A 16,928-nucleotide genomic window follows, 5' to 3' on the forward strand; every position below is an offset into this window, starting at 1 on the left:
AGGATCGGGACGTGGAGTCGACGACCGACGCCCGCGAGGATCCGCGGCTGACCGCCGGCCGGGATGCGCTGCGCGGCGGCCGGTGGGAGGAGGCCCGCGACCGCTTCCGGGAGGTCCTCCGCGACAGCGAGGACGCCGCCGCGCTCGAGGGGCTCAGCTGGGCGGCGTGGTGGCTCGACGACGCCGGCGAGGTCTTCGCCTGCCGGGAGCGGGCGTTCGCGCGGCACCGTGACGCCGGCGACGTCGCCGGCGCGGCGCGCATGGCGATCTGGCTCGCGAGCGACGAGCTCGACTTCAACGGGGCGGCCTCCGTCGCCAGCGGCTGGCTGCGACGAGCGCACCGGCTCCTCGAGGGTGCCCCGCCGTCGGCCGAGCACGGCTGGCTCGCCTTCCTCGACGGCTACCTCGCCCGTCTCGGCGGCGACGTCGAGGGCTCGGCGCGGCTCGCGCGGACCGCGGCGGAGACCGGGCGGCGCCTCGGCGTCGTCGACCTCGAGATCCTCGGCCTCGCGCTCGAGGGCGCGGCGCTCGTGGCGACCGGCGACGTCTCCGACGGCATGCGCGCGCTCGACGAGGCGGCGGTCACCGCGCTCGAGGGGACCCCGGAGATCCCGATCTCGGGCGCGTGGGCCTGCTGCTTCCTGGTCGGCGCCTGCGAGTCCGTCCGCGACTACGCGCGCGCACGCGAGTGGTGCGCCCACATCGCGGACTTCGCGGAGCGCTACGGAAGCCGGTACATGCTCGCCTTCTGCCGAGCGGAGTACGGGGCCGTGCACCTGTGGACCGGCCGCTGGTCCGAGGCGGACGAGGTCCTCAGCGCTTCGATCGAGGACTTCGCCCGCTCGCGGCCGGCGATGTCGGGAGCGCCTCTCGCGGCCCTCGCCGAGCTCCGCCGCCGTCAGGGAAGGACGCAGGAGTCGGCGGCGCTCCTCGAGCGCGCCGGGTCGACGGGCGCCGCCCAGCTCTGCCGGGCCCGCCTCGCGCTCGACGCCGGCGAGCAGAGCCGGGCGGGCGAGCTCGTCGAGCGTGCGCTCCGGCAGATCCCCGCGCACGACCGGCTCTCCCGCGTCCCCGCGCTCGAGCTGCTCGTCGCCGCGCGGGCGGCAGCAGGTGATGCCGACGGCGCGGCGCAGGCCGCCACCGCTCTCCGCGAGCTCGCGGAGGAGTGCGGCACGGACGCGCTGCGGGCGAGCGCCGACGTCGCCGAGGGTCGCGCCGCCGCGGCCGCCGGCGACGCCGAGAGCGCGCGCCGTCTCTTCGAGGACGCCGTCGACCGCTTCGAGAGCACCGGCGGCGTCTACGACGCGGCGCAGGCGCGGCGACTGCTCGCTGCCAGCCTGAGGGCCCTGGGCCGCGACGCCGGCGCCCGCGAGGAGGCGTCGGCCGCCGCCCGGCAGCTCGCCGCGCTCGGCGCCTCGGACGACGCGCCGTCGGCGGCGCACGGCGTCCTGACGCCGCGCGAGCGCGAGGTCGTCGCGCTCGTCGCCGACGGCCTCACCAACCGGCAGATCGCCGAGCGGCTCCTCGTGAGCGAGCACACCGTCCACCGGCACGTCGCGAACCTCATGCGCAAGCTCGACGCCCCCTCTCGCACCGCCGCCGCGACCGCCGCCCACCGGCGCGGGCTTCTCGAGGAGCATCGCTAGCGCGGACGGGCCATGCGCGCGGCGCGCGAAGATGGCCCGTTCTCGCGAAGACATCCGCGCGGGCCGGGCCTACGGTGCGGACATGGAACCGCTGCGCACCGAGACCACCGTCTGGGACCTGGGCGACTACCACGCCTTCGCGAAGGCGACCGTGTGGCCGACCGGCCCCGTCCTCGTCGACGCCTGCGGCATCGCCCCCGGGCAACGGGTCCTCGACGTCGCCGCGGGCAGCGGGAACACCGCGATCCGCGCCGCGGAAGCAGGCGCTTCGGTCGTCGCGTGCGATCTCGCGACCCGCAGCCTCGAGGCCGGCCGCGAGGAGGCCACCACACGCGGCCTCTCGATCGACTGGGTCGTCGGCGATGCCGAGGACCTCCCGTTCGGCGACGGGGAGTTCGACGTCGTCACCTCCTCGTTCGGCGCGATGTTCGCCGCGCGGCACGCGAAGGTGGCCGACGAGCTCGTGCGGGTGTGCCGTCCCGGCGGCACGATCGGCATGCTGAACTTCACGCCCGAGGGACTCATCGGCGACTTCTTCGGGGCGCTCGCCCCGCACGCGCCCGCTCCCCCGCCCGACGCCTCCCCGCCACCGCTGTGGGGGGACGAGGACCACGTCCGCGAGCTGTTCGGCGACCGTGTCGACGACCTCGCCTTCCGGCGCGGCACGTACACGGAGCGGGCCCCGGACCCGGCCGCCTACCGCGAGCTCTTCCGCACGACGTTCGGCCCGATCGTCGCGATGTACGAGGCGACCGCCGGCGACCCGGCGGCGCGCTCGGCCCTCGACGACGACCTGCTCGCCTTCGCGACGCGCGCCGACTCGGGGCGCCCCGGTGGCCCGGCCGAGTACGTGTACGAGTACGTCGTCGTCGTCGCGACGCGGGCAGCCGGCTGAGCGGAGCCTCCCCCGCCCGCCCGCATCAGCGCTCGAGGTCGTGCTCGGGCGTGCGCGGGCGGCGCTTGAGCCAGTGCCCCGGCCAGCCGCTGCTGTAGCCGGCGAGCGCGATGACCGCGGGGACCAGGATCGCCCGCACGAGGAACGCGTCGACGAGGAGCCCGACCGCCATGATGAGCCCGAGCTCCTGGAAGGACCGGATCGGCACGAGAGCCATCGCCGCGAACGAGACGGCGAGGACGATGCCCGCCGCGGAGATCGCGCGCGCCGCCCCGCCGCCGGCCGTGATGATCGCCTCGTCGAGGTGGCGGCGCCGTGCCTCGTCCCAGATCCGGCCGACGAGGAAGATGTTGTAGTCCGAGCCGAGCGCGACGAGCAGCACGCCGGCCGCGACCGGCACGTAGTAGGTGAGCTCGCCGTATCCGAGGATCCCCTGGAAGACCGCGACGCCGACGCCGAGCGCCGCGAGCGGCGACAGGGCGGCCGCCGCGACGAGGTAGAGCGGCGCGACGAGCCCCCGCAGGAACGCGACGAGCACGAGCAGCACGGCGAGCAGGACCGCCGGGATGACGCGCACGGCGTCGTCGACGGTGCCGTCGACCGTCTCCTGCGAGAGCGCGGTGTCGCCGGCGAAGCCGATCGTCGCGCCGGCGAGACCGGCGCGCTCTGCGAGCCCCGGCACCCGTTCTCGCAGGCGGCGCAATCGCTCGATCGCTCCCGCGCCGAGCGGGTTGGCCCGCAGGATGACGACGTAGCGGGCGGCGTCGTCGTTGCGCGCGAGGACCGCGCCGAAGGGGAGATCGGCGGGATTCGTCGCCGGGCCGACGACGGCGGCGACCCCCGGCTCCTCGAGGAGGAACTGCTGCAACCGGCGCAGCGACTCCCGTCGCACCGTGATCCCCTCCCGCTCGAGCACGAGGACCGTCGGGGAGATCGCACCCGGGACGAAGCCGCGCTGCGCCTGGACGTAGGCGACCCGCGGCGGGCTGTCCGACGGCAGCGCGCGGATGAGCGGGTTGCCGAGGTCGAGGAAGCCGACCCCGACGCTCATGCCGGCGATGATGGCGAGCGAGCCGGCGATCGTGCGCAGCGGCCGGCGGACCGCGAAGGTGACGATGCGGCGCATGAGGCGGTCGCCGCGGCTCGCGCCCGCCGGTTTCCCGTCCGACCGCCGCGGCCAGAAGACGCGCTCCCCGAGGATCGCCATCGACGCCGGGATGAACGTCACGGTGACGGCCATCGCGATGAGGACGCCCATCGCCATCCCGGGGCCGAACGCCTGGAGGAATCCCAGGTCGGCGACGAGCAGGGCGGCGCTTCCCGCCGCCACCGCCATGCCGCACGTGATGATGATGGGCGTGAGCTCCGCCGCCGTCTGCTCGGCGGCGGCGCGCGGATCGGCGGACTCGTCGAGCCGGCGTCGGTACCGCGAGAGGTAGAAGAGCGAGTAGTCGGTGACGACGCCGAAGAGCAGCGCGACGATGACCGGCTGCACCTCGCTGGGCACCGAGACGCCGATCGCGCTCCCGAGCACCGCCACGATGCGGATGCTCACGAGATAGGCGAGCGCGACCGCGACGACGTTGACGATCGGCGCGACGACCGCGCGGAAGTAGAAGCCGACCGCGGCGATCACGAAGAGGACGGTCGCGAGCTCGACGACCGGGAGCCGGTCCTCGATGACCTCCGCCTGCTCGGCGCGCGCGGCGATCGCGCCGGTGACGCCGACGAACCCGCTCGGCACGACCGGGGCGATGTGCTCGCGCGCGAACCGCCGCGCGGCATCGGTCCTGCCGGTCTGGCCGACCCCGGGGGCGAAGAGGAGCGGGAGGAGGAGCGTCGTGGGCGTCGACTCCTCGGCCAGGCGCCGGCCGCCGACGGCGCTCGGCACCGGGTACCCGCGGGTCTCGCGGAGGGCGGGCAGCTCTCCGCGGTTGAGCGCGACGAGCCGCTCGACGATCGCCGCCTGCTCCCGCGGGCCGAGCCCGTCGGGGTCGCGGACGACGACGACGGTCCGGCTGAGGACCGGGAACGCGAAGAGCTCCGCGGAGCGCTTCTCGGTGTCCACCGCCGCCGCGTCGACCGGGACGAGGTCGCCGAGCGACCCGACCTGCGCCTCGCGGATGGACGGGAGCGCGAGCGTCGCGGCGACCGCTGCGGCGATCCAGCCGACGACGATCGCCACCCGCGCCCGCACGATGAGCGCGGCGAGACGTCGCGACATCAGTGGTCACCGGTCAACGCGCTCGAGCCCCAGCCTCGCCCGCTCGGCATCGGCGAGCCGCCGATGGTCCGCGGTCTCCGCCTCCCACGGCGCGACGCCGAGACGGCCGAGCCGTCGGTAGCTCAGATGGTGCCGCGCTCTCGCGGCGAGGAGCCGGTCGAGCTCCGGATCGTCCCCGTAGCGGCGCTCGAGCTCCGCGAGCGCGCGCCGCTCACGGATGCGCGCGATGCGCAGCGGGACGTAGGGGATGAGCATCGCGCTCGACGGGATGAGCGCGATCGCGACGCCGAGGAGCGTCGACAGGTTGCTCGCGCTGTCCCGCGCCTGCCGCGCGCTGCGCTGCGTGCTGCGTCCCGTCTCGACGATCCCCGACGAGACCTCGTCGAGCTGCCCGCCGACGAACGGGACGTCGATGCTCCCGAGCGCCGTGCCCGTGCGCTCGATGCCGCGACCCGTCTGGGCGACGCTCGAGCTGAGCTCGCGCAGGCCGTCGACCTCGTCGTCGATGCGCACGCCGACGGCGATCCACCCGACGACCCAGAGCACGACGAACACGTCTGCGAGGAAGACGAGCCGGTCGCGTCGGGTGCGCCGCATGTCCGACCTCTACCCCGCTCCGACCGCCTGCATGCCGCGGGGGCGCGGACCGGGACCTCGGGGGCGGGGCGGAGCCCGGGGCCGAGGAGGGTGCGCTCGTAGCGCCGGAGTCAGCCCTCGAGCGCCGCGCCGATGCCTTCCGCCCACGCCGCGATCGCGACGAAGTCGCGTGCGTCCTGCTGATCGGGCGGCGTGCTGCGCGCCATGTTGCGGGCGATGAACCCGCTGCCCTCGGGGGGCACGCGACCTCCGAAGACGACCTGCTCGCGGGCGCCGAGCGCGTCCGCCGCCGTCCGGACCCGCGTGGGGTGCTGCCACTTGTCGGCGGGATCCGGCGCCGTCTCGCCGTAGGGGCCGCTCGAGAAGACCCAGAGCGGACGCCCGGCGAGATGGCGGCGCAGCCTCCGCAGGACGCGGCGGGCGTCCCGTCGCCAGCGGCCCATGTAGACGGCGCTGCCGAGGACGATCGCGTCCCACTCGTCGAGATCCCGGACGTGCTGCGCGCGACGCACCTCGGCGTCGTGCCCGGCCGCGCGCAGGGTCTCGCCGATGCGCTCGGCGATCTCGGCGGTCGCGCCGTGCTTCGATCCGTAGGCGACGAGGATGCGGCTCACATGAGCACCGTAGCCATCGGCCCGCCTCGGTCTCTGCGGGGAAACCCGCAGGATCGTCTGTGGTCGTCGCGGATGTCGGGCCCGTGCGCGAGGCAGACGATCACCGCATGGAGTTCACCGATCGTCACGACGCCGGCCGGCGCCTCGCGGCTCAGCTCATGCCGCTCGCCGACGAGGACCCCGTCGTCGTCGCCCTGCCGCGCGGCGGCGTCCCCGTCGCGCGCGAGATCGCGACCGCTCTCGGCGCGCCGCTGGACGTCCTCGCCGTCCGCAAGATCGGCGCGCCCGCGAACCCGGAGTACGGCATCGGAGCGATCGCCGAGGACGGCACCGCGGTCCTCGACTCCGCGGCGGCGCAGCGCGTCGGCTTGACGCAGGCTCAGCTCGACGCCTCGCTCGCGCGCGAGCAGGCCGAGCTGCATCGGCGGATGACCGTCTACCGCGACGGCCGGGAGCCGATCGATCTCCGCGGGCGCACGGTCATCGTCGTCGACGACGGCCTCGCGACCGGCATCACCGACCTCGCGGCCGTGCGCGCCGTGCGCGCACGCGGCGCCGCTCGCATCGTCGTGGCCGTCCCCGTCGGCTCCCGCGAGGCTCTCGCCCGCCTCGGCGACGAGGCCGACGAGATCGTCTGCCACACGATCCCGCACGACCTCATCGGCGTCGGTCGCTGGTATCACGACTTCTCGCCCGTGAGCGACGACGAGGTGCGGGCGCTGCTCGACCTCCCTGAGACGCCGCCCCCCGCTCACCCGCCGGAGGTCCCCGTCCACGAGGAGGAGGCGCAGGCACCGGCGCCGACGCACGGCCTCCGCTTCGACGTCGGCGGCGCCACGCTCGCCGGCGATCTCACGCTCCCCCCGGACGCCCGCGGGCTCGTCCTCTTCGCACACGGCAGCGGCTCGAGCCGCCTGAGCCCCCGCAACCGCGCCGTCGCGGAGGTGCTCGCCGGCGCCGGCTTCGCGACGCTCCTCCTCGACCTCCTCACCGAGCAGGAGGCGCAGCGGCGCGAGCTCGTCTTCGACATCGGGCTCCTCGCCCGCCGGCTCGAGCTCGTCACCGGATGGGCGCTCCGGCAGCCGGCGACGCGCGAGCTGCCCATCGGATACTTCGGCGCCTCGACCGGGGCCGCCGCAGCCCTTCGCGCGGCAGCGGCGCTCGGCCCCTCCGTCCGCGCCGTCGTCTCGCGCGGCGGCCGCCCGGACCTCGCCGCGGAGCGCCTCCCGAACGTCACCGCTCCGACGCTCCTCGTCGTCGGCGGCCGGGACCCCGAGGTCCTCGATCTCAACGAGCGCGCCGCCGCGATGCTCCGCTGCCCGCACCGCCTCGTCGTCGTCGACGGCGCGACCCATCTCTTCGAGGAGCCGGGTGCCCTCGAGTCGGTCGCCGAGCTCGCGACCGCGTGGTTCGGCGAGCACCTCACCGCGAGGGCGCGCACCGCCGCGTCACCGGCGGGCTGAGCGATGGCGACGGTGCGTGCTCTCCCGCTCGGGCACGGCGCGGTCCTCGCCGCGCTGCGCCGCGAGGCGCATCCGCTCACCGGCGACCGCCGCGACTACGACGCGCTCGTCGCCCGCATCGGGGACGCGCGCATCGTCCTCCTCGGCGAGGCGAGCCACGGCACGCACGAGTTCTACCGCGAGCGCGCGCGCATCACGAAGCGCCTCGTCGCCGAGCACGGCTTCACCGCGGTCGCGATCGAGGGGGACTGGCCGGACGCCCACCGCGTCGATCGCTACGTCCGCGGCGCGGGACGGGACCGCGACGCCGAAGAGGCGCTGCGCGGCTTCCGGCGCTTCCCCACGTGGATGTGGCGCAACGCCGACGTCCTCGATCTCGTCGGCTGGCTGCGGGCGCACAACGACGGGCTCCACCGCTCTGCGCGCAAGGTCGGCGTCTACGGGCTCGACCTCTACAGCCTCGCCGCGTCCATGGAAGCCGTCGTCTCCTATCTCGACGACCAGGATCCCGAGGCGGCGCAGCGCGCCCGCCGCCGGTACGAGTGCCTGCAGCCGTTCGCCGCCGACAGCGCGGAGTACGGGCAGGCCGTGCTCCGCGGCGTGTCGGACCCGTGCCGGCGGCGGGTCGTCGAGCAGCTCGTCGAGCTCCGCCGGCGCGCCGGCGACTACCTGCGCGGGGACGGGACCGACGCCGAGGACGCGCAGTTCTTCGCCGAGCAGAACGCGGCGGTCGTCGCCGACGCCGAGGAGTACTACCGGACGATGTTCGGCGACCGGGCGATGTCGTGGAACCTCCGCGACCGCCACATGGCCGACACGACCGACCATCTCCTCGCGCACCTCGACCGCCACGGGGGCTCCTCGCGGATCGTCGTGTGGGCCCACAACTCGCACATCGGCGACGCGCGCGAGACGGGCATGTCCGACCGGGGCGAGCTCAACCTCGGCCAGCTCCTGCGCGAGCGCCACGGCGACGAGGTCGTAGGCGTCGGCTTCACGACGCACAGCGGGACCGTGACGGCCGCGTCGGACTGGGGCGGCCGGCCCGAGCGCAAGCGCGTCCGCCGGGCCCTGCCCGAGAGCGTCGAGGCGCTCCTGCACGCGACGGGGATGCCGGCGTTCCTCCTCTGCCCCCTCCCGGCCGGCGAGAGCGGGCGGGCGCTCCGCGAGCCGCGCCTCGAGCGGGCGATCGGGGTCATCTACCGCCCGCACACCGAGCGCGAGAGCCACTACTTCGGCGCCCGCGTCTCCCGTCAGTTCGACGCGCTCGTCCACATCGACGCGACGCGCGCCGTCGAGCCGCTCGAGCGGGAGGCCGGCTGGGATCTCGCCGAGCCTCCCGAGACGTACCCGACGGCGCTCTGAAGACTCCGTAGGAACCCCCGATCAGGATGCGTAGACCGCTCCGTTGACGGCTGTCGCGGTTCGCGCGGAGGATGCACCATGACCTCCACCGCTCGCCGGCTCCGCGCCATCATCCCCGCCGCCCTCGCGGCCCTCGCGCTCCCCACGACGGCGGGCGCAGCGACCTGGACGCAGGTGACCGGGGTCGGAGGCGAGGCCCGCAACACAGACGAGATCGGCCTCGCTCGGACCTCCGACGGGACGCTCCACGTCGCGTGGACGCGCGCCGGAGCGGGCACGTACGACGACGTCCTCCTGCACAGCGCGATCGGCAAGACCGGGAAGAGCGTCACCGGTCCGGCGCCGATCCTCAGCGGCATGGAGCTCAACAACTCCGTCGACCTCCTCCGCTCGCCGGACGGCGGCCTGCGCGTCCTCTTCGCCGGCCTCAACCCGAGCTTCCCCATCGACACCCGGCTCGCCACCGCCACGGCCGGGCCCGACGGCGCCGCCTGGGCGGTCCAGCCGACACCCGCCTCGAACGCGACGCCCGGCGGAGGTCACCCCGTCTACGCGGCGCGCGGCATCGGCGGCGGACTCCTCCCGGCGGGGATCCCGATGGGCCTGTGGGGCGACTCCGACCCCTCGGGCGCGGGATTCAACGTCGGCCTCTCCGCGTCGCTCCCCGACGGCGACTTCTCCCCGGCCTGCTGCGAGCTCGGCCCCGATGTCGCGACGGGCGCCGACGGCGTCCCGGCGATGGCCTGGACGTTCCTCGGCGACGATCCGTCGATCCGCGCACGCGTCCTCCCGAGCGGCCCGGAGGTCACCGCCCCCGGCTCCCAGGCGACCGAGCTCGGCCCGCGCGTCTCGGTGAGCGGGCGGACGAAGGGCTCGGGCGTCTACGTCGCCTACACCGCCGGCGAGGCCTCGTTCGAGGGCCGCCCGGCGATCTGGCGGGTCGGCGCCTCGAAGGCCGTGCGGCTCTCGGGGGCGCGCGGCGTCCAGCACACGCGGCTCTCCCCCGGTCCGCAGGGGCGGATGTGGGTCTTCTGGGAGCGCAGCGGCAAGATCTACGCGCGCCGGTCCAACACGTCGCTCTCGCGCTGGGGCTCGACCGTGAAGGTGTCGCCGCCCTCGAAGACGACCACGATCTACGCGCTCACCGGTGAGGGATCGCCCGGCCCGCTCGACGTCCTCGCCCTCGTCGAGCGCTCGTCCGGCCTCGCCTACTGGCAGCGCCGGATCCTGCCCGGCCTCAGCCTGAGCGCCTCGCCGACCTCGGTGACCGGCAGCAAGGGCGGCAGCATCTCGTTCCGCGTCACCGACGCCGGCTCCAGCGTGAAGGGGGCGAAGGTCTCGCTGCCGATCGGCGGGAAGACCCTCAAGGGCACGACGAACTCGAAGGGCCGCGTGACCCTCACGATCCCGAAGGGCACGAAGCGCGCCCGGCGCACGGCGACCGCGACGAAGTCGGGCTACACGAAGGCGACGCGCCGCATCCGCATCAAGTAGCGCCTCGCACGGTCGCCGAGAGCCCCTCAAGGCGGCGCAGGGACGTCCGACCCCCCGGTCGTGCGTCTCCTGCGTCCCGTCCTCGGCCTCCTCGCGCTCGCGGCCGCGCTGCCCGCGGGCGCGAGCGCTCACGACGTCGAGCACCGCTCGACGCGCACCTCGGTGGCCGGCTGCCCGCCGGACGCGGGCCCGCAGGCGCAGGGATGCGGCGTCCTCACCGCCGGCACCGCTCCCGACGGGACGCCCGACACGCCGACGGTGTGCGCCGACACGAAGCGCAGCCCCGATCCCGACGGGCACTGGGACGCGCGCAGCGTCCGCATGCACGTCCAGGCCGCCTCCGGCGAGGGCGTCGGCGGCGGCACCGTGCAGTTCCTCATCTACGGCCCGGGCGGCACGTCGACGGTCTACGGCTCCCCCGACGCGCACGGCATCGCCGACCTCGCGATGCCGGGCCTCGCTCCGGGGTCCCACACGATCCTCGGGAGCTTCTTCGGATCGGAGACGTGGATCATGCACGGCGATCCGCCGCATCCGCTGAAGATCATCTACGACAAGTCCGAGATGTTCGGCTCGCTCGAGGTCGTCGACTGCAACGACTTCAAGGTGACGCTCAAGGCGACGCCGACGACGGCGCGCACCGGCATGGTGTTCGACCGCGCGCAGGGGCGCGCCACCTTCTTCTCGGCCGACGGCGACTGCCTCTCGTCGTGCAGCGACCTCACGCTCGTCGTCCGCGACGCCGCCGGCCGCCGCGTCGAGGACGCCCGCGTCGTCCTCCGCGCGGAGGCCTTCCCCGCCTCGGTGACCGCGTCGGGCAAGGAGGCGCGGGGCCGGTTCTGCGAGGCGCGCATCCCGAGCCCCGCCCGCTGCGAGACGACGCTCGTCACCCGCACGGACGCCGACGGCAAGGTCGGCCCGCCGCTGCGGTTCTTCCCGCCCGCGCTGCTGAAGGACGCCGAGACGACGCTCGCCGCGCACGTGACGAAGGGGAAGGGCACCGCCGTGCAGGAGCGCCGCCTCCCGGTGCGTGCGAGCACGCTCATCGACGAGCGGGCGGTGACGCTGAGCGAGCAGGACGCCACGGTCCTCTTCCCGAGCGCGTACGCCTACAGCCTCGGCCCGCAGGCCATCGAGGCCGAGCAGCTCTCGAAGGCCTGCGACCCCGTCAAGCCGCTCCTCCTCCTCCCCGTGTTCCGCCCGATGAAGGAGATCTGCGACGGCATCGGCAAGGTCTTCAACCCGCGCGGGGTCTTCGACAAGCTCAAGCTGCTCGAGGCCGCCTGGTTCCTCCAGCGGTTCGGCATCCCGCCGGAGGGCCTCGTCTACCAGGACTTCCTCCTGGGCGACACGACGAGCGACTTCCTCGACGGCGTCCACGACCTCCTGCGCAACGCCTTCGCCGTGTACGGGGACGCGTACGTCGAGGGCAGCCGGATCGTCCTCTCGCTCCACGAGGTCTCGACGCCGCCCGGCAAGCTCGCGCTCAGGCTCCGAGCCACGTTCCAGGCGCCGAACGGACACCGGATGTCGTCGGTCGACACCGACGTGAGCAAGGGCTACGACGCGAGCATGTTCCTCGGCGCCCTCTCGCAGGGCCGCGGGGCGCCGGCGCTCGCCGGGGGCTCGCTGCGCGCGACGCAGAGCGGCTCGACCGCGATGCGCCTGAGCTGTCCGACGGAGACGGCGTGCCGCGGCACGGTGCGCGTCCTCGATCGCTCGTCCCGCTCGAGGAAGGCGACGGCGTCGCGGTCCCGCTCCCGGGTGCCCGTGCTCGGCCGCGCGACGTACCGCATCCCCGCGGGCCGCACCCGCACCGTGCGCGTGCGCCTGGGTCGGTCCGCCCGCCGCACGCTCGCCCGGCGCCGGTCGATGCGCGTCGACGTCGAGATGCGCGGCCGCACGACGAAGGGCTCCGCGGTCCTCCGTGAGCCCCGCACGCTCCGTGCGCCGCGGCGCCGCTGAGGGTCCCGTGCGCCGATGCAGGTGACGCGGGCGACACGGCCGCCGTTGCCGTACGTCGCTGCGCGACCGCCTGCGCCCTCTCGTCGGATGTACGAGTGCGCGGAGCGCCGTTCCGCGCGATAGTGGTCGGTCATGGGTCACGCGTCGACCTCGCGTCGCGAGGGGGAGGGCAGGACGGCGACGAGGGCATCCGCTCCCGCCTCGCCTGCAGTGTCGCTCGCGCTCCTCGAGAGCGCACCCGACGCCGTCCTCGGCGTCGATGACGGCGGCCGCGTCCGTCTCGCGAACGCGTCGGCGGCGACGCTCCTCGACCGGTCGAGAGACGAGCTCGTCGGCCGGGCGGTCGACGACCTCGTTCCGGGCGCGGCGGCGAGCGCGACGGTCGAGCTGACGGCTCGACGCCCGGACGGCGTCGACGTCCCCGTCGACGTCACGCGGATGCCGCTCCCGACCGCCGACGGGCCGCTGACCGTCTGCGTGCTGCGCGACGCGACCGCGCGACGGAGGGTCGAGGCGGAGCTGCGTCTCAGCCGCCGGCGGCTCGCCGAGGCCGAGCAGCTCGCGCGCATCGGCAGCTGGGAGTGGGACATCCCGGGCAACCGGGTGACCTGGTCCGATCAGCTCTTCCGGATCTACGGGCTCGAGCCGCAGTCCTCGACGCCGACCTACGAGAAGTTCCTCGCGTTCGTGCACCCCGACGACCGCGACGACGTCGACGCCCGCAACCGCAAGGCCTTCGGGGACCACCTGCCCTTCGAGGACGTCAAGCGGGTCGTCCGCAGCGACGGGACCGAGATCCTCATGCGCACGCAAGGCGAGGTGATCGTCGACGACTCCGGGGCGCCGGTGCGCATGATCGGCGTCTGCGAGGACGTCACGGCCGAGGAGCGTGCCGCGCGGATCCGCTCGACGCTCGCCTCCATCGTGCAGTCCTCGGGCGACGCGATCTACTCGGTCGACCCGCGTGGGCGGATCCTCAGCTGGAACCCCGCGGCGGAGACCCTCTTCGGCTATCGCGAGGACGAGGTCGTCGGCCGGTCGCCGGAGATCCTCGTGCCCTCCGAGCTCGCCGAGCACGAGCGGACCGCCCTGCAGCGCGTGCTCGCCGGCGAGGCCGTGTCACGGTTCGAGACGCAGCGCCGCCATCGCGACGGGAGCCTCGTCGACGTCGCGATCACGATCTCACCCGTCCGCGGCGAGCACGAGGCCGTCGGGGACGGATGTCCCACGATCTCGGGCGTCTCGGTCATCGCGCGCGACATCAGCGAGCGACGGCGCCTCGAGGCCCAGCTCCGTCATCTCGCCGACTACGACGCGCTCACCGGCCTGATGAACCGGCGCCTGTTCGAGGAGCGGCTCGCCGAGAGGACCGCGGACGCCGCCCGGCACGGGATCGGCGGGGCGGTCATCGCGATCGACCTCGACAACCTCAAGGAGGTCAACGACAGCCACGGCCATCCGGCGGGCGACGCGCTCATCCGCAGCGTCGCGCACTGCCTGCGCGACCTGCTGCGCACGACGGACGTCGTCGCCCGGCTCGACGGGGACGAGTTCGCGATCCTCCTCGCGCACACGGGGCCCGAGGAAGCGCGACACATCGCGGCGGACCTCCACGACGCCGTGCGGCACCAGTCCGTCGCCGTCGACGGCGAGATCCTCCGCACGACCGCGAGCGTCGGCGTCGCGGCCTTCGGCGGAGGCACGGCGACGGGCGACGACGTGCTCGCCGCCGCCGGCCAGGCGCTCGCCGACGCGAAGGCGACGGGCCGCGACCGGGTCGTCGTCGACGACCCCGCCGCGGGTCGGCGGACGCACGGTCACGGGCACCGGCTCCGCGAGGCGCTCGCCCACGACGGGCTCTGCCTCCACCTGCAGCCCATCGTCACGCTCGACACCGGGGAGACCGCGCGCTACGAGGCGCTCGTCCGGATGCACTCACCCGACGGGCTCGTGCCTCCGGCGGCGTTCGTCGGCGTCGCCGAGCGCCTCGGGCTCATCCACGCCCTCGACAGCTGGGTCCTGCGGCGCTCGATCGCGCTCCTCGCCGAGCACCCCGGGCTCGAGCTCGAGGTGAACCTCTCCGGACGCTCCCTCGGGGACCGCTCCCTCCTCGCGCTCATCGAGAGCGAGCTGCGCTCCACGGACGTCGACCCCGCCCGACTCGTCCTCGAGATCACCGAGACCGCCGCGATCGCCAACATGGACGAGGCGCGTGTCTTCGCGGACGCGCTGCGCGCCCTCGGCTGCAGCTTCGCCCTCGACGACTTCGGCGCCGGCTTCGGCTCGTTCTCCTACCTGAAGCACATGCCGGCGGACATCCTCAAGATCGACGGCGACTTCATCGCAGGCCCGCGCAGCCGCGTCGACGAGCTCGTCATCCAGTCGATCGTCCGGCTCGCCGCCGAGCTCGGGAAGCGGACCGTCGCCGAGTACGTCGACGACGAGGAGACGGTGCGGGCGCTCCGCGAGTGGGGCGTCGACTACGCCCAGGGCTTCCACGTCGGCCGCCCGTTCCCGTCGGAGGAGCTCGCGGCGCGGTCGGCGCCGCCGCCGCCGTCTCGGTGAGCGGCGTCAGAGTCCCGCGGCGAGCCAGTCGACGAGCCCGGCGACGGCGGTCCAGTCCTCGCGCTCGCGTGCGTCGACGAGGTCGCGCAGGACGACCGGCGGGGTCGCCATGAGCGCCTCGGACCCCGCGCTCACCCACCGGACGAGCGCATGGTGGACGAGGTCGTCGACCGGCACGCCCGTCGCCTCGGACAGCGTCTCGAACGTCGGCATCGGGTCGACGAGACGGGACGCCGAGACCGTCTCGGCGAAGGCGCGGTGCTGCGGGGGGACGGGCATGCGGCGCAGGGTAGTCGCAGCGCACCCGATGCCCGCCCCAGCCGCGCCGCGCCGCCCCCCAGCCGCTCCACCTCCCCCAGCCCCGCCCGCCCCCCAGCCGGCGAGAACTCAGAAGCGGCTCCATAGGAGCACGGCTTGGGTTCTCGCCGGACGAGGAGAGCGCTGACGCGCCAGAACGCGCGGGCGCCTGCGATAGCGTCGCGACATGGACGCCCTCCGCACGCCCGACGACCGCTTCGCCGACCTCCCGGACTTCCCGTGGCAGCCCGAGCACGTCGAGGACCTCCCGCCTGCGCCCGGCCTGCGACTCGCCGTCATCGACGAGGGTCCGCGCGACGCCGAGCACACGTTCCTCTGCCTCCACGGGCAGCCGACCTGGAGCTTCCTCTACCGCACGATGATCCCGCCGTTCCTCGCGGCGGGCGGCCGGGTCGTCGCGCCCGACCTCTTCGGGTTCGGGCGCTCGGACAAGCCGGTCGACGACGCCGTCTACACCTTCGGGTTCCACCGCGACGTCCTCCTCGCGCTCGTCGAGCGCCTCGATCTGCGCGGCATCACGCTCGTCGTCCAGGACTGGGGCGGGCTCCTCGGACTGACCCTCCCGGTCGAGCCGTCGTTCCGCGGGCGGCTGCGGCGGCTCATCGTCATGAACACCGCGATCGCGGTCGGCGAGCCGCTCGGCGAGGGCTTCGACGCCTGGCGCGCCTACGCCGGCAGCACCGACGACCTCCCCGTCGGCGGCCTTCTCCAGCGCGCCGCGGGCGTGAGCGAGCACGTCGCCGCCGCCTACGACGCCCCCTTCCCGGACAAGCGGTTCAAGGCGGGCGTGCGCGCGTTCCCGAAGCTCGTCATGACCGACCCGGGCATGGAGGGCATCGACGTCGGCCTGGAGGCGCGCGAGTTCTGGTCCCGCGAGTGGGACGGCCCGACGTTCATGGCCGTCGGCGCCCAGGACCCCGTGCTCGGGCCCGAGCCGATGGAGCGGCTCCGCGCGACCATCCGCGGCTGCCCCGAGCCGCTCGTCCTGCCCGACGCCGGCCACTTCGTCCAGGAGCAGGCCGGCGACGTCGTCGCCGAGGCGGCGCTCGCCGCCCTGCGCTGACGCCGACGTCAGCCGACGGGATAGCTGTCGGGCGCGGCGACGAACCGCTCGGCGCACTCGGCCGAGCAGAAGAGGTGCTCCCGGCCGGCGTGAGTGACGCGCGCGGCCTCGCGGCCCGGCACGATCGCCATCCGGCAGACCGGGTCGATGACGCGCACGACGTCGTCCTCGCCGCCCGCCCTCGTCGCCGCGTGCAGGACGACCGGCGCGGTCACGTTGCGGAGCCGGACCTCGCCGCGCGGAGCGAACGCGACCCCGGGGACGCGCCCCTCCGCGGCGGCGCGGACGGCGTCGGAGACGAGCACCTCGCCGCCCCGCGCCTCGCCCGCGATGCGCGCCGCGAGGTTGACGGTCGTGCCGTACCAGTCGCCGTGGCGCCGGGCCGCCGGGCCGGCGTGCATCCCGACCCTCACGACCGGCATGCCGTGGTCGGACATGATCTCGTCGACGATCTCCAGACCGAGTCGCACCGCGAGCGTCGCCGGGCCGCAGCGGACCATGATCGCGTCGCCGATCGTCTTGACGACCTCGCCGTCCTCGTCGGCGAGGCGCTCGCGCACCCGCCGGCAGAACTCGAGCGCGAGGTCCGCCGCGTCCTCGTCGCCGTGCGCCTCGGTGAGGGCGGTGAAGCCCGCGATGTCCGCGAAGAGGAAGGTGCTGTCGGCCACGACGCGCCCGACGCTACCTCACGACATGCATGGGGCCGCGGACCGGCCGCG

General features: G+C 74.8%; 13 protein-coding genes and 1 pseudogene. 8 read left to right on the forward strand and 6 right to left on the reverse strand.

Going from position 1 to position 16,928, the window contains the following annotated elements; translation table 11 throughout:
* The first annotated feature begins 11 nt into the window (after positions 1-11).
* Complete coding sequence (locus tag ACME2J_RS07230) at positions 12-1,646, forward strand: LuxR C-terminal-related transcriptional regulator (protein ID WP_495544216.1); 1,635 nt, start codon at positions 12-14, stop codon at positions 1,644-1,646.
* 82 nt (positions 1,647-1,728) lie between these two features.
* Positions 1,729-2,541 (forward strand): class I SAM-dependent methyltransferase, encoded by an 813-nt coding sequence (locus ACME2J_RS07235; protein ID WP_495544217.1) that lies wholly within the window; start codon positions 1,729-1,731, stop codon positions 2,539-2,541.
* A 25-nt stretch (positions 2,542-2,566) separates the two neighbouring features.
* Here ACME2J_RS07235 and ACME2J_RS07240 read toward each other — a convergent pair whose 3' ends face one another.
* The 4 genes and pseudogenes from ACME2J_RS07240 to ACME2J_RS07255 all read right to left on the reverse strand — a co-directional run bounded on the left by ACME2J_RS07240 (position 2,567) and on the right by ACME2J_RS07255 (position 5,976).
* The gene (locus ACME2J_RS07240; RefSeq protein WP_495544228.1) at positions 2,567-3,667 is read right to left on the reverse strand and encodes an MMPL family transporter; all 1,101 of its coding nucleotides are present in this window, start codon (positions 3,665-3,667) and stop codon (positions 2,567-2,569) included.
* 21 nt (positions 3,668-3,688) lie between these two features.
* Positions 3,689-4,567: pseudogene (locus ACME2J_RS07245) on the reverse strand (MMPL family transporter); the annotation flags it as partial.
* Between the two features lie 204 nt (positions 4,568-4,771).
* Positions 4,772-5,362 carry a hypothetical protein gene (locus ACME2J_RS07250; protein WP_495544218.1) on the reverse strand — a complete coding sequence of 197 codons (591 nt, stop codon included), beginning with the start codon at positions 5,360-5,362 and terminating at the stop codon, positions 4,772-4,774.
* Positions 5,363-5,472: 110 nt separating this feature from the next.
* Positions 5,473-5,976, reverse strand: a complete 504-nt coding sequence (locus tag ACME2J_RS07255) for a flavodoxin domain-containing protein (RefSeq protein WP_495544219.1) — start codon at positions 5,974-5,976, stop codon at positions 5,473-5,475.
* A 107-nt stretch (positions 5,977-6,083) separates the two neighbouring features.
* Between ACME2J_RS07255 and ACME2J_RS07260 the strand changes: the two genes are divergently transcribed.
* The 5 genes from ACME2J_RS07260 (at position 6,084) to ACME2J_RS07280 (ending at position 14,828) form a co-directional block, all read left to right on the forward strand.
* A complete protein-coding gene (locus tag ACME2J_RS07260; RefSeq protein WP_495544220.1) occupies positions 6,084-7,439 on the forward strand; it encodes a phosphoribosyltransferase family protein in 1,356 nt (451 codons plus the stop codon).
* Between the two features lie 3 nt (positions 7,440-7,442).
* Positions 7,443-8,804, forward strand: coding sequence for an erythromycin esterase family protein (locus ACME2J_RS07265; RefSeq protein WP_495544221.1), 1,362 nt, complete (start codon positions 7,443-7,445; stop codon positions 8,802-8,804).
* 78 nt (positions 8,805-8,882) lie between these two features.
* Complete coding sequence (locus tag ACME2J_RS07270; RefSeq protein ID WP_495544222.1) at positions 8,883-10,298, forward strand: hypothetical protein; 1,416 nt, start codon at positions 8,883-8,885, stop codon at positions 10,296-10,298.
* A 60-nt stretch (positions 10,299-10,358) separates the two neighbouring features.
* Positions 10,359-12,263 carry an Ig-like domain-containing protein gene (locus ACME2J_RS07275; protein WP_495544223.1) on the forward strand — a complete coding sequence of 635 codons (1,905 nt, stop codon included), beginning with the start codon at positions 10,359-10,361 and terminating at the stop codon, positions 12,261-12,263.
* 132 nt (positions 12,264-12,395) lie between these two features.
* Complete coding sequence (locus ACME2J_RS07280; RefSeq protein ID WP_495544224.1) at positions 12,396-14,828, forward strand: putative bifunctional diguanylate cyclase/phosphodiesterase; 2,433 nt, start codon at positions 12,396-12,398, stop codon at positions 14,826-14,828.
* A gap of 6 nt (positions 14,829-14,834) precedes the next feature.
* Here the strand turns inward: ACME2J_RS07280 and ACME2J_RS07285 are convergent, their stop codons facing one another.
* Positions 14,835-15,107 (reverse strand): DUF6027 family protein, encoded by a 273-nt coding sequence (locus tag ACME2J_RS07285; RefSeq protein ID WP_495544225.1) that lies wholly within the window; start codon positions 15,105-15,107, stop codon positions 14,835-14,837.
* 205 nt (positions 15,108-15,312) lie between these two features.
* Between ACME2J_RS07285 and ACME2J_RS07290 the strand changes: the two genes are divergently transcribed.
* Positions 15,313-16,209 carry a haloalkane dehalogenase gene (locus ACME2J_RS07290; protein ID WP_495544226.1) on the forward strand — a complete coding sequence of 299 codons (897 nt, stop codon included), beginning with the start codon at positions 15,313-15,315 and terminating at the stop codon, positions 16,207-16,209.
* An 8-nt stretch (positions 16,210-16,217) separates the two neighbouring features.
* Here the strand turns inward: ACME2J_RS07290 and ACME2J_RS07295 are convergent, their stop codons facing one another.
* Positions 16,218-16,877: an adenylate/guanylate cyclase domain-containing protein gene (locus ACME2J_RS07295; RefSeq protein ID WP_495544227.1), complete on the reverse strand. Its 660-nt coding sequence runs from the start codon at positions 16,875-16,877 to the stop codon at positions 16,218-16,220.
* Between the last annotated feature and the right edge of the window lie 51 nt (positions 16,878-16,928).

This window comes from Paraconexibacter sp., from assembly GCF_059438195.1.

Bases quoted from the DNA above. Each gene is read 5' to 3' on its own strand.
- ACME2J_RS07235 (WP_495544217.1), top strand. From the start codon at position 1,729: ATGGAACCGCTGCGCACCGAGACCACCGTCTGGGACCTGGGCGACTAC.
- ACME2J_RS07240 (WP_495544228.1), bottom strand. From the start codon at position 3,667: ATGCGCCGCATCGTCACCTTCGCGGTCCGCCGGCCGCTGCGCACGATC.
- ACME2J_RS07250 (WP_495544218.1), bottom strand. From the start codon at position 5,362: ATGCGGCGCACCCGACGCGACCGGCTCGTCTTCCTCGCAGACGTGTTC.
- ACME2J_RS07260 (WP_495544220.1), top strand. From the start codon at position 6,084: ATGGAGTTCACCGATCGTCACGACGCCGGCCGGCGCCTCGCGGCTCAG.
- ACME2J_RS07265 (WP_495544221.1), top strand. From the start codon at position 7,443: ATGGCGACGGTGCGTGCTCTCCCGCTCGGGCACGGCGCGGTCCTCGCC.
- ACME2J_RS07270 (WP_495544222.1), top strand. From the start codon at position 8,883: ATGACCTCCACCGCTCGCCGGCTCCGCGCCATCATCCCCGCCGCCCTC.
- ACME2J_RS07280 (WP_495544224.1), top strand. From the start codon at position 12,396: ATGGGTCACGCGTCGACCTCGCGTCGCGAGGGGGAGGGCAGGACGGCG.
- ACME2J_RS07285 (WP_495544225.1), bottom strand. From the start codon at position 15,107: ATGCCCGTCCCCCCGCAGCACCGCGCCTTCGCCGAGACGGTCTCGGCG.
- ACME2J_RS07290 (WP_495544226.1), top strand. From the start codon at position 15,313: ATGGACGCCCTCCGCACGCCCGACGACCGCTTCGCCGACCTCCCGGAC.